Here is a 24,198-nt window from a genome sequence, read left to right on the forward strand (position 1 = left end):
ATGAGTGAGATGACTCTCAATGCTGCAGAGCAACCAATCGATGAGTTGGTTGGCTGGGTTAAGCAGCACGATTTCTCGTTGAACCTGACCACAGAGCGATTGGCATTTTTGATTGCCATCGCCGTACTGAGCAATGAAAGGTTCGACGAAGAACTGGGTGAAGGTGAACTGCACGATGCGTTTGCCATCGTCACTCGACTATTTGATGAGACTGGCGAAGCCTCCGCTTTTCGTGCGAACAACGCCATCAACGAGATGGTCAAGCAGCGTCTTATTAGCCGTTTTGTCAGTGAAATTACTGACGGAGCGAGCATTTACCGCTTGTCGCCTTTAGCGATAGGAATTACCGATTACTACGTGCGTCATCGCGAGTTCTCAAGACTGCGTCTGTCTATCCAGCTATCGATGGTAGCGGATGAAATGGCGAAAGCGATTGAAGCGGCACAAAAAGGTGGCACACCGGGCCACTGGAAGAAAAACGTGTACGGAGTTTTAAAATATTCTGTAGGCGAAATCTTCGATCAAATCGACCTCAACCAACGTGTAATGGATGAGCAGCAGCAATCTGTGAAACAACAAATTGCCGACCTGCTAAACAAAGACTGGCGTGAAGCGATCAACAACTGTGAAGCACTTCTGTCAGAAACATCAAGCACGTTGCGTGAACTTCAAGATACGCTGCAAGCCGCGAGTGATGAACTGCAAACTCAGATCCTAGATATTCAAGAAATTGTTTACGGTGATCCTGAGCTTGAGTTTATTGAAGAAGCCTTGTTTGGTCTGCAAATGAAGCTAGACCGAATCACAAGCTGGGGCCAGCAAGCGATTGACCTCTGGATTGGCTACGACCGACACGTGCACAAGTTCATCCGTACCGCTATCGATATGGATAAGAACCGTGCATTTAGCTCGCGTCTGCGTCAATCGATAAAAGACTATTTTGATATGCCTTGGTATCTGACTTTTGCAGATGCAGAAAGGCTTTCCGACCTTCGTGATGAAGCTTTGGTACTGCGTGATGACGAGGTAACCGGCCAAGTTCCGATGGAAGTGGAATACGAAGAATTTCAACAAGTCAATGATGAGCTATCAGAACGCATTGGTGACATGCTAAAAGCGCATAAAGAGCAAGGCACGCCAATCGATTTGAGTGTGGTGCTGCGAGATTACCTTGCACAACATCCATACACTCATCACTTTGATTTAGCTCGAATTATCGTTGATCAAGCCGTCCGTCTTGGTTATTCGGAATCGGATTATCAAGCGATTCAGCCTGACTGGAAAGCAATCAACGAATTTGGGGCAAAGGTACAAGCGAATGTCATCGACCGATACTAATGAATACATGTCAGATAATCTGGCAAAAGCAATTTCTAACCCTCTGTTCCCAGCGCTAGACAGCATGCTACGAGCAGGGCGTCATATTTCAACTGAAGATCTCGACAATCACGCGTTGTTGTCTGATTTCGAGCTTGAGCTTTCTTCTTTCTACCAGCGCTACAACACCGAGTTGGTAAAAGCGCCAGAAGGCTTTTTCTACCTACGTCCACGTTCAACATCATTGATTGGCCGCAGTGTTTTATCTGAGCTGGATATGCTGGTGGGTAAGGTACTGTGTTTCCTATACCTAAGCCCAGAGCGCTTAGCGCACGAAGGCATTTTCACCAATCAAGAGCTTTACGACGAGTTGCTTGCATTAGCAGACGAGAAAAAGCTGATGAAACTCGTGACGAACCGTGCAACGGGTTCGGATCTAGACAAAGAAAAACTGTTTGAAAAAGTACGTACGTCACTTCGTCGCCTACGTCGTTTAGGGATGATCATCAACATCGGTGAAACCGGTAAATTCAGCATTAGCGAAGCGGTATTCCGTTTTGGTGCTGATGTTCGTGTGGGCGATGACATCCGTGAAGCGCAGCTGCGTCTTATCCGTGATGGTGAAGCCGTAGTCCACACTAAAGAGCCGAGCCAAGGCAGCTTGCTGTCTGAAGAAGACCAAGAAGAACAAGCCCAAGAAGAAATGACAGAAGAGGGTGAAGCATGAGCATGATTGAACGCGGTAAATATCAATCGCTGACCATGGTCAACTGGAACGGCTTCTTTGCCCGTACGTTTGACATCGATGGTCTGGTTACGACGTTGTCGGGCGGTAACGGTGCCGGTAAATCAACCACGATGGCAGCGTTCATCACAGCGTTGATTCCTGACCAAACGCTACTGCACTTCCGTAACACAACCGAAGCGGGCAGCAGCCAATCGTCTCGCGATAAAGGTCTATACGGTAAACTACAACCGGGTGCGTGTTACGCAGCGCTAGACGTAGTGAACTCACGTAACCAACGTCTATTGTTTGCAGTAAAACTGCAGCAAGTCGCGGGTCGTGACAAAAAAGTAGACATCAAACCGTTTGTTATCCAAGGTCTTCCAAGCCATGTGAAACCAACGGATATCCTGGTTGAAAGCGTATCGGCGACTCAAGCGCGCGTACGTCAAATCAATGAAGTCAAAGATGCGATTGCGGAATTTGAAGGCGTTCAATTCAAAGCCTTCTCTTCAATCGTGGATTACCACGCGCAAATGTTCGAGTTCGGTGTGATTCCGAAGAAACTGCGCAACTCAAGTGACCGCTCTAAATTCTACCGTTTGATCGAAGCCTCGCTTTACGGCGGTATCTCGAGTGCGATTACACGCTCACTGCGCGATTACCTTCTGCCACAAAACGGTGGTGTGAAGAAAGCATTCCAAGACATGGAATCGGCGTTGCGTGAAAACCGCATGACGCTAGAAGCGATCAAAACCACTCAGGCTGACCGTGACTTGTTCAAACACTTGATCACTGAGTCGACAAACTACGTGGCTGCTGACTACATGCGCCATGCTAACGATCGTCGCAACAAGCTTGAACAAACTCTATCTTTGCGCTCTGAGCTCTTTGGCTCACGCGAGACGTTGATTGAGCAAAACAATCTGCTTAATCGCGTTCAAGAAGAACTTGAGCTTCTAATCGAATCGGAATCGGCACTAGAGCAAGACTATCAAGCGGCTTCTGACCACTTGCAATTGGTGCAAAACGCACTGCGCCAGCAAGAGAAAATCGAACGTTACCAAGAAGATCTTGAAGAGCTTAGCGAGCGTCTTGAAGAGCAGATGATGGTCGTTGAAGAAGCGCAAGAACGCGTGATGATGGTGGAAGATCAAGCAACCGTTGCAGAAGAAGAGGTGGACAGCCTCAAGACGCAACTGGCTGACTACCAACAAGCACTAGACGTTCAGCAAACTCGTGCTCTTCAATACCAACAAGCGGTTCAGGCACTTGAGAAAGCGAAACAACTACTTGGTGATGACTGCCTGACGGCAGAATCCGCGCAAGCACTTGTTTCTGAGCTTAAGAACAAAGAATCAGAAAGCACTAACGCGCTGCTATCGGTTAAGCACAAGTTGGATATGTCTTCTGCAGCAGCAGAGCAATTTGAAACTGCGCTGAAGCTCGTACAAAGTATCGTTGGGCAAGTCGAACGTAAAGATGCAGCTGAACAAGCGAAAATCGTCATTACGAAAGCGCGTGAATCTCAGCAAGTCGCACAAAACGAACAACAGTGGCGTGCTCAACATCGCGACCTTGAGCGTAGCCTTAATCAGCAACGTCAAGCGCGCGAGCTAGTGAATGAATACCAAAAGCAGTTCCATGTTGAACTGACGGACGAAATCACGTTTGAACAAGAACGCGAACGTCATGCGATGCAAATCGAAACGCTAGAAATGACGCAAGAAGAGCTGCGTGAACAACGCAGCGAACAGCGTCGTCTAGAACAAGATGCTGCGGCAGAAATCAACAAGCTAGAAGCCATTGCACCAACTTGGATTGCCGCTAACGATGCGTTGGAAAAATTGCGTGAGCAAAGCGGTGTAGAGTTAGAAGATCGCCATGCTGTGATGAGCCACATGCAGGTTGTTCTGGAACAAGAGAAAGAACTGTCTCTTGCGAAAGACAAACTGGCAGAGCGTCGCTCGCAACTAGAAAGCGAAATCGAACGATTGGCATCACCTGGTGGTTCAAACGATCCTCGTCTGAAAGGCTTGGCAGATACACTAGGCGGTGTGCTTCTATCTGAGATTTACGACGACATTACAATCGACGACGCACCGTACTTCAGCGCGATGTATGGTCCGGCACGTCACGCGATTGTGGTTTCTGACCTGTCGGATATCGAAGAGAAACTGGTAGAGCTAGACGACTGTCCGGAAGATTTGTACATCATTGAAGGTGACATAGATGCCTTTGATGACAGTTCGTTTGACGCAGAAGAACTTGAAGGCGCGGTATGCGTTCGTATGAACGACCGCCAAATGCGTTACTCTCGTTTCCCTGAAATTCCATTGTTTGGACGCGCGGCGCGTGAACAGCGTTTAGAGCTACTGCGCAATGAACGTGAGGAAGTGGTTGAGAAGCACGCTAAAGCGGCTTTCGATTCACAAAAGATGCAGCGTCTATACCAAGCATTCAACCAGTTTGTGGCTAACCACATTCAAGTCGCGTTTGAAGCTGACCCAGAACAAGCATTGGCAAATGTTCGCGAAAAACGCGGTCAAATCGCCCGTGTATTGGCTGATTTGGAAGCGAAAGAACAACAACATCGTTCTCAGCTTCAGACTAGCAAGCAAGCTCTGTCTTCGTTAGATAAGCTCGCACCAAACATGGCTCTGATTGAAGACGATACGCTGCAAGCGCGTTTCGACGAGCTGGAAGAGAAAATTGCGCAACTGTCAGAAGCGAAAGCGTTCTTGAACAACCACGCGAAAGCCGTGGCTGAGCTTGAAAAAATTGCTTCTGCACTTGATGCAGACCCTGAACAGTTCGATGCGTTAGAAGCAGAATACAAAGCTGCGGACGAGCAACTTCAAGAATTGAAGAAGCAGATCTTTGCCTTGTCTGACCTCGTTGAGCGTCGTCACTACTTTGCCTATTCAGACTCTGTTGATTTGCTTAACCAAAGCAGTGAACTTAGTGAGCAGTTAAAAGCGAAGCTGGTTCAGGCTGAGCAAATGCGTACACGCTCTCGTGAAGAGTTGAAACAAGCGCAAGGTCAAATGAACCAATACAACCAAGTATTGGCATCATTGAAAAGCTCGCACCAAGCGAAATTGGAAACCGTTCAAGAGTTCAAACAAGAACTGCAAGAGTTTGGTGTTAACGCCGATGAAGGCGCAGAAGAGCGTGCGATCCGTCGCCGTGATGAGCTGCACGAGCGTCTACACACATCTCGTAGTCGTAAGAGTGAATACGAGCGCACCATCACCTCTACTGAGCTAGAGATGAAAGGTCTGGCGAAACGTCTGAAGAAAGTTCAGAAGGAATACGCAGAGCTGCGTACCTTCGTGGTTGCTGCGAAAGCGGGCTGGTGTTCAGTACTTCGCTTGGCACGTGAAAACGATGTTGAACGTCGTCTTCACAAGCGCGAGTTGGCGTACATGTCTGCCGATGAACTGCGTTCAATGTCGGATAAATCGTTGGGTGCGCTGCGTCTTGCTGTTGCAAACAATGATGACCTACGTGATGCGTTACGTTTGTCTGAAGATAATGCACGTCCAGAGCGTAAAGTTCTGTTCTACATTGCGGTTTACCAGCACCTTCGTGAGCGTATTCGTCAGGACATCATCCGCACTGATGACCCAGTAGAGGCCATCGAAGAAATGGAAGTAGAGCTAGCGCGTCTGACTGAAGAGCTAACTCAACGCGAAAACCGTCTGGCAATCAGCTCTGAGTCAGTGGCAAGCATTATCAAGAAGACGATTCAGCGTGAGCAAAACCGTATTCGCATGCTAAACCAAGGCTTGTCGAACATCTCGTTCGGTCAGGTGAAAGGTGTGCGTCTAAACGTGAAGATCCGTGAAAGCCATGAAGTGCTATTACATGGTCTGTCTTCGCAGCAAGAACAGCATAAAGATTTGTTTGAATCTCCACGTTTCACTTTCTCAGAAGCGATGGCAAAACTGTTCCAACGCGTGAACCCTCACATCGATATGGGTCAACGCTCTCCTCAGGTTCTGGGTGAAGAGCTACTGGATTATCGTAACTATCTAGAGCTAAGTGTGGAAGTTAACCGTGGTTCTGATGGTTGGCTGCAAGCGGAATCTGGGGCGCTATCAACGGGTGAGGCAATCGGTACTGGTCAGTCTATCCTATTGATGGTTGTTCAGAGCTGGGAAGAAGAATCCCGTCGTCTACGCAGCAAAGACATCATCCCATGTCGTTTGTTGTTCCTCGATGAGGCGGCTCGTCTGGATGCGAAGTCGATTTCAACGCTATTCGAACTGTGTGATCGTCTGGATATGCAGCTGTTGATTGCTGCGCCAGAGAACATCAGCCCAGAGAAAGGTACAACCTACAAGTTGGTACGTAAGGTGTTTAAAGATCACGAACACGTACACGTTGTTGGTCTACGTGGCTTTGGTCAAACAGATAAACCGAAGAGTGAAGTTCAAGAAATGATTGAAGAGTTTGAATCATAAGCTTGGAAGCATAAAAAACGCCCGCAATTAAAGCGGGCGTTTTTGTATCTGATTAACAGAGAGATGCAGGTAACGGGCATAAAATAAGCCGAGGCTGTAGGACGACAGTCTCGGCTTTTTCGTGAGCACTTAGACCAATAGCAGGGAGTATTGGAAATAATCTAAGCGCTATTCCTCTGAAATATCGGTTCCAGCTTCGATAATTTCAGCAAGCTCTTCAAGTGCTTGAACTGAAAGCTCAGACAAACGTTGTAAGTGTTGGTCAAAAGTTTCCTGGTCTACAAGCTGTGGTTCATTATTATTTGTTTCTTTTGTTAGCATCGCCCAACCTCTTTAAGTTGAGTAAGGGGAGTAAACATCATACTCAATGGGCTCAGTGGAAAAGAAACGATCTATGTTGATTCTGTTAGCTCGATCATTGATTCAAATGATGAAACCGGCGAAATGAGATAGGAAGGGGAGTGAAAACGATGGCAGAAAGAAAAAAGCTAGCAACCATGTGCTGATTGCTAGCTTGTAAGATTTAGAACTTTGGTTTTACACCAAACTGCTCAACCGCGTAGGCTACGCGCTCTATAGGCTTAGGGTACTCCGCTGGAGTGCCGAGGCTTTCAATATGCTTCAAGCGAGGAAGCAATCCTGCTCCGTTCGCGATTTGAATAGCCAAACCAGGACGAGCATTCAGCTCAAGTACCATCGGACCTTCTTCTTTGTCGAGAACCATGTCGGTGCCCATGTAACCAAGCCCCGTCATTTCCCAAGCACTTGACGCAAGTTCTAGCAAACGCTCCCAATGAGGCACTTGCAGAGTCGATAAATCTTTACCCGTATCCGGGTGGTGCGTTACTGGTTGGTCGAATTGCACCGCACGAATGGCTTTGCCTGTTGCGATATCAATGCCGACACCGACCGCGCCTTGGTGAAGGTTAGCTTTACCATCAGACGCTGATGTTGAGCAGCGCATCATCGCCATGACAGGGTAGCCTTTAAATACGATGATGCGTACGTCTGGCACACCTTCGTAGCTGAAACCATCGAAGCAGTCATCAAACTTAATCAAGTTCTCAACCACGGCAACATCGTTCTTACCGCCGAGCGAGAACAGCCCTGCCAGTGCATTACTGATGTGGCGTTCCACTTCTTCTTTGTTGATTGTCGCACCAGAAGGTTTGGTGTACACACCGTCTTTATGCGATGTCACCACCAGAATACCTTTACCACCGCTGCCTTGAGCTGGCTTAATCACAAAACCCGGCCAGTCTTTCACCATGTTGTGGATGGTTTTTACTTCTGCTTGGTTGTGGATCACGCCGATAAGGGCAGGGACGGTTGCCCCTGCAGCTTGAGCGATGATCTTGGTTTTTAGCTTGTCATCCACCAATGGGTATTTAGAGCGATCGTTATAGCGACCAATGTAGCTATGGTTACGCTTGTTCATGCCCATAATGCCTTTGTGGCGAAGTTTTGATGGCGTAGTGTAACGTTCAAACATCGTTTAATCCTCCGCTAGCGGTTTGAAACGACGTAGTTCTGTTAGACGGTAACCAGTGTAAGTACCTAATAATAGAATACCCGCCAAAACAATTAGCTGTAGGCCGATAAAGTTAAATGTTAAGTGTTGGATATACGAGTTGGTCATCGCCAAGTAAACCAGTACCGCAGTCAGTAGTGAACCACCACCTTGCATTGCTACTTCTTTCGCGCCTTCTTCCTCCCACAGAATCGACATACGTTCGATCGTCCATGACAAGATGATCATTGGGAAGAAGGTGATTGTTAGACCTTCTGTCAAACCAATCTTGAATGCTACAACGGTGAACACCGAGATGATCATAATAACTGTGATAATAACCGCGGATATCCTTGCTACCAGAAGTAAGTTGAGCCGCGATAAGTAACTTCGGATGATCAAGCCTGTACCAACAATTAATAGGAAGCCAACAATACCAGTCACAAGCTGCGTTTGAACGAACGCAACCGCAATCAGTACTGGCATGAACGTACCAGAGGTTTTAAGACCAATAATCACGCGCAGGAACACAACGATCAATGCGCCAATTGGGATCAGCATGATGGTCTTGAACATTGCTTGCTCTTCTAGAGGCAAGCTGTGGATTGATAAGTTAAGCAGGCCATCGGCCTCAACCTTGTTGTTTGTCGCTTGTTGAGGCGTCACTTCTTGTTTGATCATGGAGAAATGAACTTGGCTGTTCTTGCCTCCCACAAGGTCAAGTAACGAAACGTTCGATTCATCCCAAACAAGAAGGTTAGGTTTTACGGCTTTCTGCTCTGAATTTGGCGAGAACAGAACCCAATCTTTTCCAGACCAAACTTGCACCATCGGTTGGATGGTTTGACGACGACGGCCATCTTCAAGCTCGATTACGCCAACAATTTTACTTTGAACGCCAGCTGACAGAAGAATCTTGTGCAATGCATCGGTGCGGTCAAAATCGTTCAATAATAGAGCGGAGTTTTGGCTGTCTGGATCGTTAAGCGCTTTGATTAACTCGCGTGCAAACGTCACGTTGTCCGCAGAACGGCTCATGGCTTGATCAATGAGGGCGCTTGCTGCCGCTTGTTGCGGAGCGGATAAAGTCGGTGGCGTGATATCGCCAGCAGGAGGCAGTGGTTCCACTTTAGCTTGTGGATCAACTAAGAACTGCGCTTTGTAGTAAATTGTTTGAGGGCCTTTCGCTTGGCGAATCGACCATTCGGCACGGCGACCTGAATCAGAGTTAATGTAGGAAACGCCATAACCAGAAGAAGAAGCAGACTCGCCAATCAGTGTATAACCACTTTGTGTATGAGGAGCGGCAAGAGAAGCTTTCACTTCATTCCCGTTTGCATTGAACTCGATACGAGCCTCTACATCCCACACTTGACGTGTTTCGCCTGGAGTCCAAGGCACGCCGTAATTTTGGTGTCTGAAAACACTCAAAGCAATGCCCGCAACCACCAACAAGATGATTGAAAGGTAAAACGGTATTTTTGACGTCATAATCTACCTTATTATTTTTTATCTTCGTCCGTTTGAATGTATGTACGGCTCACATCAACCAATGCGATGTCGCGCATAAATTCTCTACCTAGTAAAACAGGATGGTTCATGTGGGAGCGATCCGCCAACGTAAATTGCGCTTTTTCATGAATTTTTCCAACTCGCACCCAAAGTTCGACCACAGCGCGACGCTCCAGTTCTTCACTTGTTACTTGACGAATTTTCACATAACGAAGAACAGGCGCTTCGATCCATGTATTTTTCTCTTCTTCTGATTTTGTTGCATCAGCAAGATGGAAACGAACCCAGTTTTTGCCGTTTCTTTCGAATTCTTCAATATCAACTGCATTCAAAGATGATGTAGCCGCACCTGTATCGACGCGAGCATCAAACGTTTGTTTGATGGAGTCGATGGTCACTTTTTCGATCGAACCTAAAACGATGTCATGAGTCGGCGTTGGTTCAATAGGGGCGGGCGCTTGGACAATAATAGGCTCTTTCGGTTTTTTAACCTCTGCCATTGCCTCTTCGCGGAAGGTGCTTAGATCACCTTGTAACTTATCGACTTGGTCTTCAAGGCTGTCGATGTAATCTGATTGGTTACTGATCTGCAGCTCTAAGTTAGTTATGCGATTATTGAAATTCGCTTCTGAAGCTTGAATAGCGGCTAACGTTTCTTGGTGGTACTGTTCGCCTTTAGTAAGTGTGCATCCAGATAATAAGGCGATGGCAACAACCGGAGTCAATCGTATTAACATTGAAAACCTTGGGATTGGATTAAGTTGTTTGTTTTTTAAGAGTTTAGCTTATATCGATAAAGGCTCACAAGTAAGAATCTTTCTCTATCTCTTATTGAGTGAGGAATAGTGATGAAAAGCTAATAATCAAGGATGCAAAGTGCATCCTTGATGAGAATAGAAGAGAGGGTAATGTCTTAATGGCAGGAAAGAGTTAAGACAATGTCAGAAATCTCAGTTAATTATGGCTTACGTGCTACAAGCACAGCGCGGCGTGGTGCCGGGTAGCCTTCCACTGTTTTGCTTGGATCGTTTGGATCTAAGTAATCTGGTAGAGAGTTGTGTGTCATCCAATCTGTTGTGCGTTGTTCATCAACAGAAGTCACGTTCTCATCCACAATATGAACATCTTCAAAACCAACCAGTTCTAGCCACACTTTTAGTGCTTTCGCAGACGGGAAGAAGTACACATTGCGCATTTGAGCGTAGCGTGAGGTCGGCACAAGTACTGCGTTTTCATCGCCTTCGATTACCAAGGTTTCCAATACTAACTCACCACCAGAAACCAACTGATCTTTTAGTTGAATCAAATGGTCAAGTGGAGAACGACGGTGGTAGAGAACACCCATGCTGAACACGGTATCAAACGCTTCCAGTTTAGGCAGTTGCTCAATACCCAGCGGCAATAGGTGTGCTCGTTGGTCGCCGCCCATGAGTTTGCGAATCGCTTCAAACTGAATCAGGAACAGGTGAGACGGGTCGATACCCACGCAAAGACGAGCACCTTCGCCTAACATGCGCCACATGTGGTAACCATTGCCACAACCCACATCGAGCACGCTGCGATTTTTCAGTGGAGAAATGTGTGGAAGTACGCGATCCCATTTCCAGTCGCTACGCCACTCGGTATCGATATGAATGCCGTGCACCGTGTATGGACCTTTGCGCCAAGGGTGGAAAGTACGCAGTAAGTTTTCTAGCTTTTTCAGTTCGCCTTCATGGAAAGGCGTATCGTTGCTGATGGTTACAGAGTTCTTGATATCAACTTGATCTGGTGAGCCTTCTGGAATTTTGTTCAGTGCTTTCAACCAGCGACCAAAGTCACCGTGCTCTGCATTTTGCCAGTCCGTTAACTGTTGTGGTAACACATTCAGCCAAGGTTGAAGACGCGTGTCTTGGGCAATCAATTGGTAGAAATTTGCAAAGTTAAACATAGTTAGTTAATCGCTGAGTTGATGATGTAATTAAATGAGTGAAAGCGCCGCCAAAGGCAGCATCAGTACTTGCCTGCTTGAGTACAAACTGAACTGGGTTCGACCGCGAACCTTACTTAATCGCGAACATAGAACCGAAGTTAAAGCATTGGAACCAAACGTCGTAGCTAGAGAAGCCAATTTTTGCGAAACGTTCTTTGTGGTCTTTTTTAGAGTCCGGACGCATTACGTTTTCGATTGCGCTACGTTTTTGGCTGATTTCCAATTCGCTGTAACCGTTGGCACGTTTGAAGTCGTGGTGAAGGTCAATGAGTAACTCATTAGACACTTCATCTTCGAACACGAACTTCTCTGATAGAATCAAAATGCCACCAGGACGTAGGCCCGCGTAGATTTTTTCAAGCAGCGCGTAACGGTCTTCTGGTGATAAAAACTGGAGTGTGAAGTTCAATACCACGACAGACGCGTTTTCAATTTCGATATTACGAATATCGGCTTCGACCACAGTCACTGGCGTGTCGCTGCGGTAAGCGTTGACGTGTAACTTACAACGCTCAACCATCGCTGGAGAGTTGTCTACCGCAATAATTTTGCAGCCTTCTTGTTTGATATGACGACGCATAGACAGCGTAGCGGCACCCAAAGAACAACCTAAGTCGTAGATGTTTGAGTGAGGCTTCACAAAGCGTTCTGCCAACATACCGATTGCAGAAATGATGTTGCTGTAACCCGGCACCGATCGCTGAATCATGTCAGGAAAAACTTCCGCTACGCGTTCATCGAACGTGAAATCCCCAATTTTATCGATTGGAGCCGAAAAAATAGTATCTGGATTGCTCTTAGGGTTCATAACCAAATCTCTGCATACAAGCTGACGGGGCGATTCGTCTTCAAAAAACTATTAGTCTAGTTTTCAAAAAACGTCAGGCATCAAAAAAGGCGCGTATTTTATGAGAAATTCGCGCCTCTGTCATGCGTTGAGCAAATTATTGTTAGAACATCTGTAACTGCGAGTTGCCATCATTGGCAGGGAAGGGGGCTAAATCTGGCAGGGCGACATGCTTTTGTAGATTCTTGTAAATGTTCGCTGCCAGCTCAGGTGCAATAATATTGTCTGCTGTGTGAATCATCACATATGGCTGTTTACCTTCCGCAATCCACTGTGGCAATTTACTTAGCCAAGGCACAAAGAAGTCGTAATTTTGTTGTTCTTCCGGATGGCCAATAAAACGAATCATCGGGTGTGAAGCGGTTGCAATCGCATGAACGGGAACTTTGGGCTTCTTCATTTGAGCATCAATGATGGCTTCATTGTCAGGCTTTGCCGCAAACACAGGGCGGCTATCCATGATTATTCGGTCAATACCGTTTTCCACCAACCACTGATTAAGCGCTCGCTCTTCCTCGCCTTTGGAGAAAAAGGCCATATGACGTACTTCTACGCCCAGTGGAAAGTTAGGCGGGAAACTGGCGCAAAACTTTTTCAAACGTTCAAGATACTCTGGGCCAAAAGCTGCTGGGAGTTGGATCGTCCATTGACCGACGCGCTCATGCAGGGGCTCCATGATTTTCATAAAATCACGAAGTTGCTCGTTGCAACCTCTTAGCATTTGTTCATGAGTGATAGCCTTAGGGAGCTTAAACGTAAACTTAAAATCGTCGTGCGTTGCTGCTTTCCAATTATGCACCGTGTTGTGTGTCGGCGTGGCGTAAAAGGTGGTATTTCCTTCCACAGTATGAAATACCTGAGCGTATTTTTCTAAACGCTCAGCAGGTTTAGTTCCACTACCGTAAAAGCTTTGTTGCCATTGGTTGTAAGACCACATGGTTAAACCAAGTCGAAGGGGTAAATTATCCATCATTCTTTATTGTTTGTATCTCCTGTACGCACTTTACGAGAGTTTTGCTGAAATAGGTAATTTCACGCTATAATCCCCACCAATTTTTTCGCTTTGGTGGGCTTTTGAACATTTGTTGTACTAAAAACCGCCAGGGAATGATAAAACACACTTAATTGTATGTTGAGTAGTCGATTTTCATAGACTTTCAGCGTATAACGGAATCTTTACTCTGCTCGGCAATGAGGCTGACAGAGCGTAGTTAACAATATTTGAGAGATTGGGAATTTCATTATGCGTACCCATTACTGTGGTCACCTGAACAAGTCCCTTGCAGGACAAACTGTAGAACTTTGCGGCTGGGTTAACCGTCGTCGTGATTTAGGCGGTCTTATTTTCATTGATATGCGAGATCGTGAAGGCATCGTTCAGGTAGTTGTAGATCCAGATATGGCGGATGCGTATGAAGTGGCTAACACACTTCGTAATGAATTCTGTATCAAATTGACGGGTGAAGTTCGCGTTCGTCCAGAAAGCCAAGTAAACAAAGACATGGCAACAGGTGAAGTTGAGATCCTTGCGAAAGGTCTTGAAATCATCAACCGCAGTGACGTTCTGCCTCTAGACTTCAACCAAAAGAACTCAGAAGAGCAACGTCTGAAGTACCGTTACCTAGATCTACGTCGTCCAGAAATGAGCGACCGTATCAAGCTACGTGCTAAAGCGTCTAGCTTTGTTCGTCGTTTCCTAGATGACAACGGTTTCCTAGACATCGAAACACCAGTACTAACCAAAGCGACACCAGAAGGCGCGCGTGACTACCTAGTACCTAGCCGTGTTCACAAAGGCAGCTTCTACGCGCTTCCTCAGTCTCCACAGCTATTCAAACAGCTTCTAATGATGTCTGGTTTTGACCGTTACTACCAAATCGTTAAGTGTTTCCGTGATGAAGACTTGCGTGCTGACCGTCAACCAGAATTCACTCAGATCGATATCGAAACGTCATTCATGACGGCTGATCAAGTTCGTGAAGTAACTGAAAAAATGGTTCGTGAAATGTGGCAAGAGCTACTGAACGTTGACCTAGGTGAATTCCCAGTAATGCCATTTAGCGAAGCGATTCGTCGTTTCGGTTCTGATAAGCCAGACCTACGTAACCCACTAGAGCTAGTAGACGTTGCAGACCTAGTAAAAGACGTTGAGTTCAAAGTATTCTCTGGTCCAGCGAACGACGAAAAAGGCCGCGTTGCAGTTATCCGTGTACCAGGCGGTGCAGAGTTAACTCGTAAGCAAATCGACGGCTATGCAGAATTTGTAGGTATCTACGGTGCAAAAGGTCTAGCATGGATGAAGGTTAACGACCGCGCTGCGGGCATGGAAGGTATCCAATCTCCTGTAGCTAAATTCCTAAGCGAAGACGTGATCAACGGTATCCTAGATCGCACTCAAGCGGAATCTGGCGACATCATTCTATTTGGTGCAGATAAAGCTAACATCGTTGCGGAAGCACTAGGCGCACTTCGTCTTAAACTAGGTAAAGACCTAGAGCTAACGAAAGAAGGCACTTGGGCTCCGCTATGGGTTGTTGACTTCCCAATGTTCGAGGAAGACGACGAAGGCAACCTACACGCGATGCACCACCCATTCACATCACCTCTAGGTGTGACAGCGGAAGAGCTAAAAGCGAACCCAGCAGTAGCGAACTCAAACGCATACGATATGGTGCTAAACGGCTACGAAGTGGGCGGTGGTTCTGTACGTATCCACAACGCAGAAATGCAAGCTGCGGTATTCGATATCCTAGGTATCGATGCAGAAGAGCAACAATTGAAATTCGGCTTCCTATTGGACGCTCTAAAATTCGGTACGCCTCCACACGCTGGTCTTGCATTCGGTCTAGACCGTCTAGTCATGCTGCTATGTGGTACTGAGAACATCCGTGATGTTATCGCGTTCCCGAAAACAACAGCAGCGGCGTGTTTGCTAACAGATGCTCCAAGCATTGCAAACCCAGCGGCTCTAGAAGAACTAGCGATTGCGGTAACTGCAGCGAAAGCAAAAGACGCAGAATAAGCGCACAACAATTAAAGAAAAAAGTTTTGTTTTAATGGGATATATCCAAACGACTTAAGAATGCTTGGGTTTAGATTCCAATAAAAATAGCGAGTTATTTAGGACGCTTCATGTCAATTATTTTGGGTATTGACCCAGGTTCTCGTATTACTGGTTATGGCGTTATTCGCCAGCAAGGCCGTCATCTGCAATATCTCGGCAGTGGGTGTATTCGTACCTCAGAAAAAGAATTGCCAGGTCGGCTTAAGCAAATCTATGCCGGCGTTACGGAAATCATCACCCAGTTTCAACCAGACGTATTTGCAATTGAGCAAGTGTTCATGGCGAAAAATGCCGATTCTGCTCTAAAGCTAGGGCAGGCTCGCGGTAGTGCGATCGTTGCGGCGGTGAATGCGGATCTTCCTGTGTATGAGTATGCTGCACGTCTAATTAAGCAAGCTGTAGTGGGGACTGGTGGTGCAGACAAAGTGCAAGTTCAGCACATGGTGCAGCACATGTTAAAATTACCTGCGAAGCCTCAAGCCGATGCCGCGGATGCACTCGGTGTGGCAATTTGTCATGCCAATACGAACAAGACCTTGGTTGCGCTCGCAGGCAAAGCAAGCAGTGCGAGAAAAGGGCGTTATCGCTAGACTCTCACTGTACTAAAAATGAGACACCTCAGACAGATTTAAGGAATAAATTTGTTGTGAAAATGTTACAAAACTATAGTGGTCGGATGTCTAATAAGAAATCAATCAAGGAAGATTGAACATGAATCCAGCCACGCTGTGGCGCAGTGTATTTATGCCGCGCCAACCTCAATGGACGAGAACGCAACAACGTCAAGCTGACATCCTTTCTTTATTTACCTTCATCGCTTTTCTGGTCGGAATTTATAGCTTAATTAAGTGGTTCAAGCATGGACACGAAAGCTTGATCTTAACTTCTGTCATTCTGATTACTCTTGAGCTTCTTTCCGCTTCTAGTCTCAAATGGTTTAAGCAACCTGCGTTATCACTTAACCTTGGTTTTGTCGGGATGTCGGTGCATGCACTCAATATCATTTATCAAAGTGGTGGTGTGGTTGATTCAACTCAAACTTATTGGGTGCCTTTGTTGGTTGTCGCTTTCTTCTTATCTGGCACTCGTCTTATCGCTATTGCTTGGAGTTGCGTGGTGATTGCCATTTCCGCCTTAATGACACATCAGCATGTTTCGGGTTTTGAGTTTCCTCAACTGGTATTATCGGAAGCTTCTCAGAGATTAGAAATTTGGTCTGGTACCGTATTGCCGCTGGTGGTGATTTGTATCGCTCAGGCATTTACTGCTAAGCAACGTGATGATGCGATTGAAAATGCCGAAGCAGCAAAAGTCGAGAGTGAGCAAGTCGCCAAAAAAGCAACAGAAGGCGAACTGCATCTGGCTGAAGTATTGGAACAAGCTAATTTAAATTCGATAGAGCTGAAATCTGTTTCGCAAGCGCTTGATGAGCAATCGTCGCAGTTGGATGAGCAAGTCAATGCACTCAACGTGAATAGTGAATCTCAAGCAAGTGCGGCAGAGCAAATGAGCCAACAAGTACATCACATGGCCACAGGGATTGAAGAGTCGAGCAAGTTTGTGGAAGAGCTGCGCGAGAAGAGTGAAGACGTTCATCAACAAGCAGAGAAAAGCTCTGAACTGCTAGAAGATTCTACTCAAGCCATCAGCCAGATCATTACTAGCCATGAAGAAATCATGAAAGTGGCAGACTTGATTACCTCTGTCGCAGAGCAAACCAACTTGCTGGCTTTAAATGCGGCAATCGAAGCGGCGCGAGCAGGAGAGCAGGGCAGAGGTTTTGCTGTGGTTGCCGAGCAAGTACGAGAGCTATCTGCGAAGAGCAGCCAGTCCGCTATTGAGATTCGACACTTACTTGATCGTAGTGAGCAAGAAGTGAAGCATGGTCAAGACGTGGTGACGTCAAGCACGGAGAGGATGAACACTATTATTCAGCAAGTGACGACGATATCTCATGACGTACAAAGTTTATCAAGCGTTATGGCAACGCAAATGATAGCGCTAAAAGAACTTGATGAAGCGAGTAGCGAAGTGGCAAATGGTGTAGTGAATACAAAATCCATTGCCGAGATTGTGGCTCAATATGGCAAAGAGCTCAGCGGTCAAGTTGTTGCTGTCCGGACGCTCACACAACAACTTGATCAAGTTGTCTCAAAAATCTAACCCCACAGCATAAAGGACTGGATGTCTATCCAGTTCTTTATTATCCTGTCGCAAATTCATTTCCAAAGAGTATTTATAGTGATTGGACGTCTTCGCGGCATTTTGCTTGAAAAGCAACCACCTGAAGTTTTAATTGAAGTTAACGGCATTGGCTATGAAGTTCAGATGCCAATGAGCTGTTTCTACGAACTGCCAAATATCGGCGAAGAAGCGATTATTTATACTCATTTTGTTGTGCGTGAAGACGCGCAATTGCTTTACGGTTTTAATACAGTAAAAGAGCGTGCGCTATTCCGTGAAGTGATCAAAGCAAACGGCGTTGGCCCTAAACTTGGCTTAGGTATTCTTTCAGGCATGACAGCGAGCCAGTTCGTGTCTTGTGTAGAGCGTGAAGAAGTTTCTACGCTTGTGAAGTTACCTGGTGTTGGTAAGAAAACCGCCGAGCGTTTGGTCGTTGAAATGAAAGACCGCTTAAAAGGTTGGGGGGCTGGTGACTTATTCACGCCGTTTACTGATGCCGCTCCTACTGACTCGGCTGCCGCTTCGTCAAATAGTGCAGAAGAAGAGGCGGTCAGCGCACTTCTTGCTCTAGGCTACAAACCAACTCAAGCGTCGAAAGTAGTTTCTCAAATTGCTAAACCGGACATGAGCAGCGAGCAGCTGATCCGTGAAGCACTAAAATCAATGGTGTAACGGAAAGTTCAAGGTAACAGTATGATTGAAGCCGATCGTTTAATCGCTCCTGAAAATCCAGCGTTTCGTGATGAAGATGTTATTGACCGTGCTATTCGCCCTAAAAAGTTGGCGGATTACCAAGGTCAGGATCATGTCCGTGATCAGATGGAGATTTTCATCAAAGCGGCACAATTGCGTAGTGAGGCGTTGGACCACCTACTTATTTTTGGCCCTCCAGGTTTGGGTAAAACGACGTTGGCAAACATTGTTGCTAACGAGATGGAAGTGAACATCCGTACTACTTCTGGACCTGTTCTCGAAAAAGCAGGCGATTTGGCCGCGTTGTTGACCAACCTTGAGGAAAACGACGTGCTTTTCATTGATGAGATCCATCGTCTTAGCCCTATGGTCGAAGAGGTGCTGTATCCGGCAATGGAAGATTACCAATTGGACATCATGATTGGTGAAGGCCCGGCCGCACGTTCTATCAAAATTGATTTGCCACCATTCACATTGATTGGTGCAACGACGCGTGCGGGGTCTTTGACTTCTCCGCTGCGTGACCGTTTTGGTATTACTCAGCGTCTTGAGTACTACAAAGTGCAAGATCTACAGAACATTGTTCAACGCAGTGCAGATTGTCTAGGGTTGTCGATGGAGCCAGAAGGCGCGTTAGAAGTTGCTCGACGAGCTCGTGGTACGCCTCGTATTGCAAACCGTCTATTGCGCCGTGTCCGTGACTATGCAGAAGTGAAGGGCAACGGACATATTTGTGCCGATGTTGCTGACAAAGCGCTTAATATGTTGGATGTGGATGCTCAGGGCTTCGATTACATGGACCGCAAGCTTCTTCTCGCTATCATGGAGAAATTTGGTGGTGGTCCAGTTGGACTCGACAATATGGCTGCCGCTATTGGTGAAGAAAAAGACACCATTGAAGATGTGCTAGAACCATATTTGATTCAGCAAGGCTATTTACAACGCACTCCCCGAGGAAGAATCGCCACAGATCGTGCATATCTTCATTTCGGAATTGAAAAATAAGATTCTAAGGCTGAGCAAAAATGCTCAGCCTTTCACCATAAGTGACCAACCTCTCATTTATTGAATTTCTTCTAATACTAATTAGGTAAGAAAAAAGCACTGATTGTTAACTCGATGTTTGCATGCAACTGGTTAATTTCTCTCCTGATTACTCTCTCTTAACATACGCTTCTAATACGGGTTGATCTGGATCAATGTGATGGATTTTTGTGCAAATTCAGCGCATAAACATTGATGTATATCAAAGCGCATTCCGGCTATAAACCTTTTGAAACAATCTGTTTTTACAAGTAATATTAGCCCCAGCTATATTAGCTGATGCTTAACAATTAACTAACCAATGAAGCACATTTTTGCAACAAAGAGTTGTGATAATTCAACAATTTTCAAGTGTGAATAACACCTGGATATGGATTGCAATATGTAGAGAGTGTCATTCAGCCGACACATAGGAGTTACCATGATTGACGTAGTTGATCTATCGCGGTTGCAGTTTGCACTAACAGCGATGTATCACTTCCTATTCGTACCATTGACCCTTGGTATGGCCTTCCTTTTGGCCATTATGGAATCGATGTACGTAATGACGAACAAGCAAATCTACAAGGACATGACCAAGTTCTGGGGTAAGCTGTTCGGTATTAACTTTGCACTTGGTGTGGCTACCGGCCTTACCATGGAATTCCAGTTTGGTACTAACTGGTCGTACTACTCCCACTATGTAGGTGACATCTTTGGTGCGCCGCTGGCGATCGAAGCACTTGTCGCTTTCTTCCTGGAGTCAACTTTTGTTGGTCTATTCTTCTTCGGGTGGGATCGTCTATCTAAACGCCAACACTTAGCTGTTACTTGGCTTGTGGCGCTGGGCTCTAACTTCTCTGCTCTTTGGATTCTTATCGCAAACGGCTGGATGCAAAACCCAGTAGGCGCGGACTTCAACTTCGAAACCATGCGTATGGAAATGGTAAGCTTCTCTGAAGTTGTACTAAACCCAGTAGCTCAGGTTAAGTTCGTGCATACGGTTGCTTCTGGTTACACTTGTGGCGCAATGTTTATTCTAGGCATCAGTTCATACTACCTATTAAAAGGTCGTGATATTGCGTTTGCTCGTCGTTCATTTGCTATCGCTGCATCTTTCGGTATTGCTGCGATCCTATCAACCATCGTTCTTGGTGACGAATCTGGTTACGAGCTTGGTGAAGTTCAAAAAGTGAAGCTTGCTGCAATTGAAGCAGAATGGCACACAGAACCAGCTCCAGCAGCGTTTACGTTGTTTGGTGTTCCTAACCAAGAAACCATGCACACCGATTACGCAATCAAGATCCCTTACGTAATGGGTATCATCGCGACACGCTCTTTTGATGAGCAAGTGACAGGTCTTCGCGACCTTCGTGATGAGCACGTTGAGCGTATTCGTGGCGGTATGTACGCTTACGAACTTCTTGAGAAACTTCGTGCTGGTGACAAGTCAGAAGAAAACATGACTGCGTTTGATGAAGTGAAAGGTGACCTAGGTTACGGTCTACTTCTAAAACGCTACACAGACAATGTTGTGGATGCGACAGAAGAGCAAATCCAAGCTGCTGCGGATGATTCAATCCCAACAGTATGGCCACTATTCTGGTCATTCCGTATCATGGTTGCTTGTGGCTTCATCATGTTGTTCGTATTCGGTGCGGCATTTATCCAAACATGTCGTCAAAAAATCGAACAAAAACAATGGATTCTTAAAGCTGCACTATTGAGTATTCCACTTCCGTGGATTGCGATTGAAGCGGGTTGGTTCGTCGCTGAGTACGGTCGTCAGCCATGGGCTGTTGGTGAAATTCTTCCTGTGCACGTTGCGGCTTCAGCATTGACTGCAGGTGAAATCTGGACGTCACTATTCGCAATCTTGGCGCTATACACGGTATTCCTGATTGCAGAAGTTTACCTAATGTTGAAATTCGCTCGTAAAGGTCCAAGCAGTCTGAAAACTGGCCGCTACCACTTTGAGCAAAACGCTGACTCTGTTGAAGACAAAGTTAGCCGCCAAGTAGAAGCGTAAGGTAAGGAGATAACAAGATGTTTGATTACGAAATCTTGCGACTCATCTGGTGGGTACTAATCGGTGTTCTACTAGTTGGTTTTGCAGTAACAGACGGTTTCGATATGGGTGTAGGCGCGCTTGTACCTATTATCGGTAAAAACGACACACAACGTCGTGTCATGATTAACTCAATTGCCCCTCACTGGGATGGTAACCAAGTTTGGCTTATCACTGCTGGTGGTGCATTGTTCGCCGCTTGGCCTTTGGTTTACGCAACGTCATTCTCAGGCTTCTACTTAGCAATGATCCTGACGCTAGCTGCACTTTGGCTTCGTCCTCTGGGCCTAGATTACCGCTCTAAGATCGAAGAGCCAAAATGGCGTAATACTTGGGATATCTGTATCTCAATCAGTGGTTTTGTTCCGCCAATCATCTTTGGTGTGGCGTTTGGTAACCTTCTACAAGGTGTTCCATTCCAATTGAGCGAGTTTTTGATGCCAACATACCATGGCTCATTCTTTGGTCTGCTAAACCCATTTGCTCTGCTTTGTGGTCTGGTTAGCTTGTTCATGATTTTGATGCAAGGTTCTACTTGGCTACAAATGAAAACAACGGGTGAAGTTCACACACGTGCTCGCAACGTTGCTCAAATCACGGGTCTACTAACAGTGGTTGCGTTTGTTGCTGCAGGTTTCTGGGTTCAAAACATTGACGGTTACGTGATTGTTGGTGGCATCGACACAAACGCAGCTTCTAACCCTCTAAACAAAGAGGTAATCCGTGAAGCTGGTGCGTGGATGAAGAACTTTGAAAACTACCCACTACTATGGGCTGCTCCTGTACTAGGTGTTGCAATGCCGCTGCTTGCTGTATTGTCATCTCGTCTTGAAAAGTGTGCGATTTCGTTCATCACTTCAAGCCTAGGTGTTGCTGGCGTTATCTTTACTGCAGGTTTTGCGATGTTCCCATTCATCATGCCTTCAGATCTAATGCCAAGCCACAGTCTAACCATGTGGGATGCAACATCATCTGAGTTGACTCTGAACCTGATGACAGGCGTAGCGTTTGTTATGGTTCCAATCATCCTTGGTTACACGTCTTGGACTTACTACAAGATGTTTGGTCGCCTTGATGATCAGTACATTGAAGACAACAAAAACTCACTATACTAAGGAGCAATTACTATGTGGTATTTCGCATGGATTCTAGGTGTACTACTTGCTTGTGCATTCGGTATCATCAACGCTCTTTGGTTAGAGCACTCAGAAATGATGGACAAAGACAGTGAGTAATCTCGCTGACAAGGTAGCGAAGTTTCACGAACCAATGGATAAGACTCTGTTAAGAGTCTTATCCCTCATCCTTGGCTTTATGCACGTAGGATTGGTGATGTGGGATCCAGAAGCGTACCATCAAGCGATTGGTGGCTTTAACGCAGTGATCGCCCCGGCACTGATTTGGGCATTGTGCTCAAGTATGGTGTTCGGCGTAGGCTTCAAACCGAGAAGTTGGTACTGGCAATTGTTGTTTAGCCCTTACTTCTCGTTAGCTATCTTAATTTATCTAACTGCGCTTTATTTCATGTAAATTGAATTACATTGCAATAAAATTGGTTATTAAATCATCGAGTAAAAGCCGGGCAGTTTGTCTGGCTTTTATTTTTTCTACAAAAATCAAAAATATTCCTTCCGTTCAGTACCAATTGCTGTTGCTTCAGTTATAGTAACCACTTTAAAGAATTGAATATATTGGTACTCCCTTGCAAGGCACATCAAATCCCTTCCGCTGGCCGATCACCGTGTACTATGAAGACACCGATGCGGGCGGCGTTGTATATCATTCAAACTATTTAAAATTCTTTGAGCGCGCGCGTACTGAGATGTTGCGTGCAAAAGGCATTTCTCAACATGTGTTACTGGAACAAAATATTGGCTTTGTTGTCCGACACATGGATATCGATTTTAAACAAGGGGCGAGACTGGACGAACAGTTGACAGTATTAACCCGAGTGTCAGAAATAAAACGTGCGTCTTTGCAATTCTGTCAAGAGTTGGTCAATGATCAAGGCAAGATATTGTGCAAGGCCTTTGTTAAGGTAGCATGTATCGATAATAAGAAAATGAAACCAATAGCTATTCCAACATTTATCAATTCGGAGCTAACAAATAGTGACTGCTGATATTTCCATTTTAGATCTCTTTCTTCAGGCCAGTCTGTTGGTAAAACTTGTGATGCTGACATTGCTAGGCATGTCAATCGCGTCATGGGCAATGATCATCAAGCGCAGCAAAGTGCTTTCCCAAGCATCAAAAAATGCAGAGCAATTTGAAGACAAATTCTGGTCAGGTACAGACCTTTCCCAACTTTACCAAAAAGTGAAAGGGCGCAAAGACGAGATCGCAGGTACAGAAGAAATCTTCTACGCAGGTTTCACAGAATTTGCTCGTTTACGTAAGAGCAATGCGAACTCACCAGCTTACATTATGGAAGGCACAGGTCGCGCGATGCGTGTTGCTGTTGCGCGTGAAGTTGATGAGCTTGAAACAAGCCTACCTTTCTTAGCAACTGTCGGTTCAATCAGCCCATACATTGGTTTGTTTGGTACTGTTTGGGGCATCATGCATGCGTTTATTGCACTGGGTGAAGTGAAACAAGCAACGCTTTCTATGGTTGCCCCAGGTATCGCAGAAGCGTTGATCGCGACTGCTATGGGTCTATTCGCAGCAATTCCTGCGGTAATGGCATATAACCGACTAAGCAACAAAGTAAGTAAGCTGGAACATACTTACGCGACATTCTCAGAAGAATTCCACAGCATCCTTCATCGTCAAGCGATGGCTGGCCGAGATAGCGCGGATAAGGAATAAAAAGC

At 46.0% G+C, this 24,198-nt stretch carries 21 protein-coding genes; 14 read left to right on the forward strand and 7 right to left on the reverse strand.

Going from position 1 to position 24,198, the window contains the following annotated elements:
- From mukF to mukB, 3 genes are read left to right on the forward strand one after another with little or no spacing between them, the layout of a single operon-like run.
- Positions 1-1,338, forward strand: coding sequence for a chromosome partition protein MukF (gene mukF / locus OU793_RS09040; RefSeq protein ID WP_005483103.1), 1,338 nt, complete (start codon positions 1-3; stop codon positions 1,336-1,338).
- Positions 1,319-2,044 carry a chromosome partition protein MukE gene (gene mukE / locus OU793_RS09045; RefSeq protein WP_005483111.1) on the forward strand — a complete coding sequence of 242 codons (726 nt, stop codon included), beginning with the start codon at positions 1,319-1,321 and terminating at the stop codon, positions 2,042-2,044. Before mukF ends, mukE begins: the two co-directional genes overlap by 20 nt.
- Positions 2,045-2,046: 2 nt before the next feature.
- Positions 2,047-6,510, forward strand: a complete 4,464-nt coding sequence (gene mukB, locus OU793_RS09050; RefSeq protein ID WP_140103849.1) for a chromosome partition protein MukB — start codon at positions 2,047-2,049, stop codon at positions 6,508-6,510.
- A gap of 168 nt (positions 6,511-6,678) precedes the next feature.
- Here the strand turns inward: mukB and OU793_RS09055 are convergent, their stop codons facing one another.
- From OU793_RS09055 to OU793_RS09085, 7 genes are all read right to left on the reverse strand, one after another.
- The gene (locus OU793_RS09055) at positions 6,679-6,831 is read right to left on the reverse strand and encodes a hypothetical protein (protein WP_005457235.1); all 153 of its coding nucleotides are present in this window, start codon (positions 6,829-6,831) and stop codon (positions 6,679-6,681) included.
- Positions 6,832-7,033: 202 nt separating this feature from the next.
- The gene (locus OU793_RS09060) at positions 7,034-8,002 is read right to left on the reverse strand and encodes an alpha-L-glutamate ligase-like protein (protein ID WP_005457241.1); all 969 of its coding nucleotides are present in this window, start codon (positions 8,000-8,002) and stop codon (positions 7,034-7,036) included.
- Positions 8,003-8,005: 3 nt separating this feature from the next.
- The gene (locus OU793_RS09065; protein WP_005495851.1) at positions 8,006-9,511 is read right to left on the reverse strand and encodes an inactive transglutaminase family protein; all 1,506 of its coding nucleotides are present in this window, start codon (positions 9,509-9,511) and stop codon (positions 8,006-8,008) included.
- An 11-nt stretch (positions 9,512-9,522) separates the two neighbouring features.
- On the reverse strand, positions 9,523-10,269 hold the full coding sequence (locus OU793_RS09070) for an ATP-dependent zinc protease (RefSeq protein ID WP_005457212.1): 747 nt from the start codon (positions 10,267-10,269) through the stop codon (positions 9,523-9,525).
- A gap of 221 nt (positions 10,270-10,490) precedes the next feature.
- Positions 10,491-11,462 carry a tRNA 5-methoxyuridine(34)/uridine 5-oxyacetic acid(34) synthase CmoB gene (cmoB, locus tag OU793_RS09075; RefSeq protein WP_005483112.1) on the reverse strand — a complete coding sequence of 324 codons (972 nt, stop codon included), beginning with the start codon at positions 11,460-11,462 and terminating at the stop codon, positions 10,491-10,493.
- Between the two features lie 112 nt (positions 11,463-11,574).
- Positions 11,575-12,312, reverse strand: coding sequence for a carboxy-S-adenosyl-L-methionine synthase CmoA (cmoA, locus tag OU793_RS09080; protein WP_005457217.1), 738 nt, complete (start codon positions 12,310-12,312; stop codon positions 11,575-11,577).
- 142 nt (positions 12,313-12,454) lie between these two features.
- Positions 12,455-13,321 carry a DUF72 domain-containing protein gene (locus OU793_RS09085; protein WP_025579805.1) on the reverse strand — a complete coding sequence of 289 codons (867 nt, stop codon included), beginning with the start codon at positions 13,319-13,321 and terminating at the stop codon, positions 12,455-12,457.
- Between the two features lie 273 nt (positions 13,322-13,594).
- Between OU793_RS09085 and aspS the strand changes: the two genes are divergently transcribed.
- From aspS to tolQ, 11 genes are all read left to right on the forward strand, one after another.
- Positions 13,595-15,373: an aspartate--tRNA ligase gene (gene aspS / locus OU793_RS09090; RefSeq protein WP_140103847.1), complete on the forward strand. Its 1,779-nt coding sequence runs from the start codon at positions 13,595-13,597 to the stop codon at positions 15,371-15,373.
- Positions 15,374-15,483: 110 nt separating this feature from the next.
- Complete coding sequence (ruvC, locus tag OU793_RS09095; protein WP_005457261.1) at positions 15,484-16,005, forward strand: crossover junction endodeoxyribonuclease RuvC; 522 nt, start codon at positions 15,484-15,486, stop codon at positions 16,003-16,005.
- Positions 16,006-16,126: 121 nt separating this feature from the next.
- Complete coding sequence (locus OU793_RS09100; protein ID WP_159404155.1) at positions 16,127-17,578, forward strand: methyl-accepting chemotaxis protein; 1,452 nt, start codon at positions 16,127-16,129, stop codon at positions 17,576-17,578.
- 78 nt (positions 17,579-17,656) lie between these two features.
- Positions 17,657-18,271 (forward strand): Holliday junction branch migration protein RuvA, encoded by a 615-nt coding sequence (ruvA, locus tag OU793_RS09105; RefSeq protein WP_140054729.1) that lies wholly within the window; start codon positions 17,657-17,659, stop codon positions 18,269-18,271.
- A gap of 21 nt (positions 18,272-18,292) precedes the next feature.
- On the forward strand, positions 18,293-19,297 hold the full coding sequence (ruvB, locus tag OU793_RS09110) for a Holliday junction branch migration DNA helicase RuvB (RefSeq protein WP_005457270.1): 1,005 nt from the start codon (positions 18,293-18,295) through the stop codon (positions 19,295-19,297).
- 460 nt (positions 19,298-19,757) lie between these two features.
- Positions 19,758-21,344 carry a cytochrome ubiquinol oxidase subunit I gene (cydA, locus tag OU793_RS09115; RefSeq protein ID WP_005457265.1) on the forward strand — a complete coding sequence of 529 codons (1,587 nt, stop codon included), beginning with the start codon at positions 19,758-19,760 and terminating at the stop codon, positions 21,342-21,344.
- A gap of 17 nt (positions 21,345-21,361) precedes the next feature.
- A complete protein-coding gene (cydB, locus tag OU793_RS09120; RefSeq protein WP_005483614.1) occupies positions 21,362-22,498 on the forward strand; it encodes a cytochrome d ubiquinol oxidase subunit II in 1,137 nt (378 codons plus the stop codon).
- Between the two features lie 12 nt (positions 22,499-22,510).
- Positions 22,511-22,618: a cytochrome bd-I oxidase subunit CydX gene (cydX, locus tag OU793_RS09125; protein ID WP_000270284.1), complete on the forward strand. Its 108-nt coding sequence runs from the start codon at positions 22,511-22,513 to the stop codon at positions 22,616-22,618.
- Positions 22,611-22,913, forward strand: coding sequence for a cyd operon protein YbgE (ybgE, locus tag OU793_RS09130; RefSeq protein ID WP_140103914.1), 303 nt, complete (start codon positions 22,611-22,613; stop codon positions 22,911-22,913). Before cydX ends, ybgE begins: the two co-directional genes overlap by 8 nt.
- A 172-nt stretch (positions 22,914-23,085) precedes the next feature.
- Positions 23,086-23,505 (forward strand): tol-pal system-associated acyl-CoA thioesterase, encoded by a 420-nt coding sequence (ybgC, locus tag OU793_RS09135; RefSeq protein ID WP_005483618.1) that lies wholly within the window; start codon positions 23,086-23,088, stop codon positions 23,503-23,505.
- Positions 23,495-24,193, forward strand: a complete 699-nt coding sequence (tolQ, locus tag OU793_RS09140) for a protein TolQ (protein ID WP_005485405.1) — start codon at positions 23,495-23,497, stop codon at positions 24,191-24,193. Before ybgC ends, tolQ begins: the two co-directional genes overlap by 11 nt.
- Positions 24,194-24,198 lie beyond the last annotated feature (5 nt).

It is taken from the genome of Vibrio sp. VP6, from assembly GCF_028823755.1.
GTDB lineage: Bacteria > Pseudomonadota > Gammaproteobacteria > Enterobacterales > Vibrionaceae > Vibrio > Vibrio parahaemolyticus.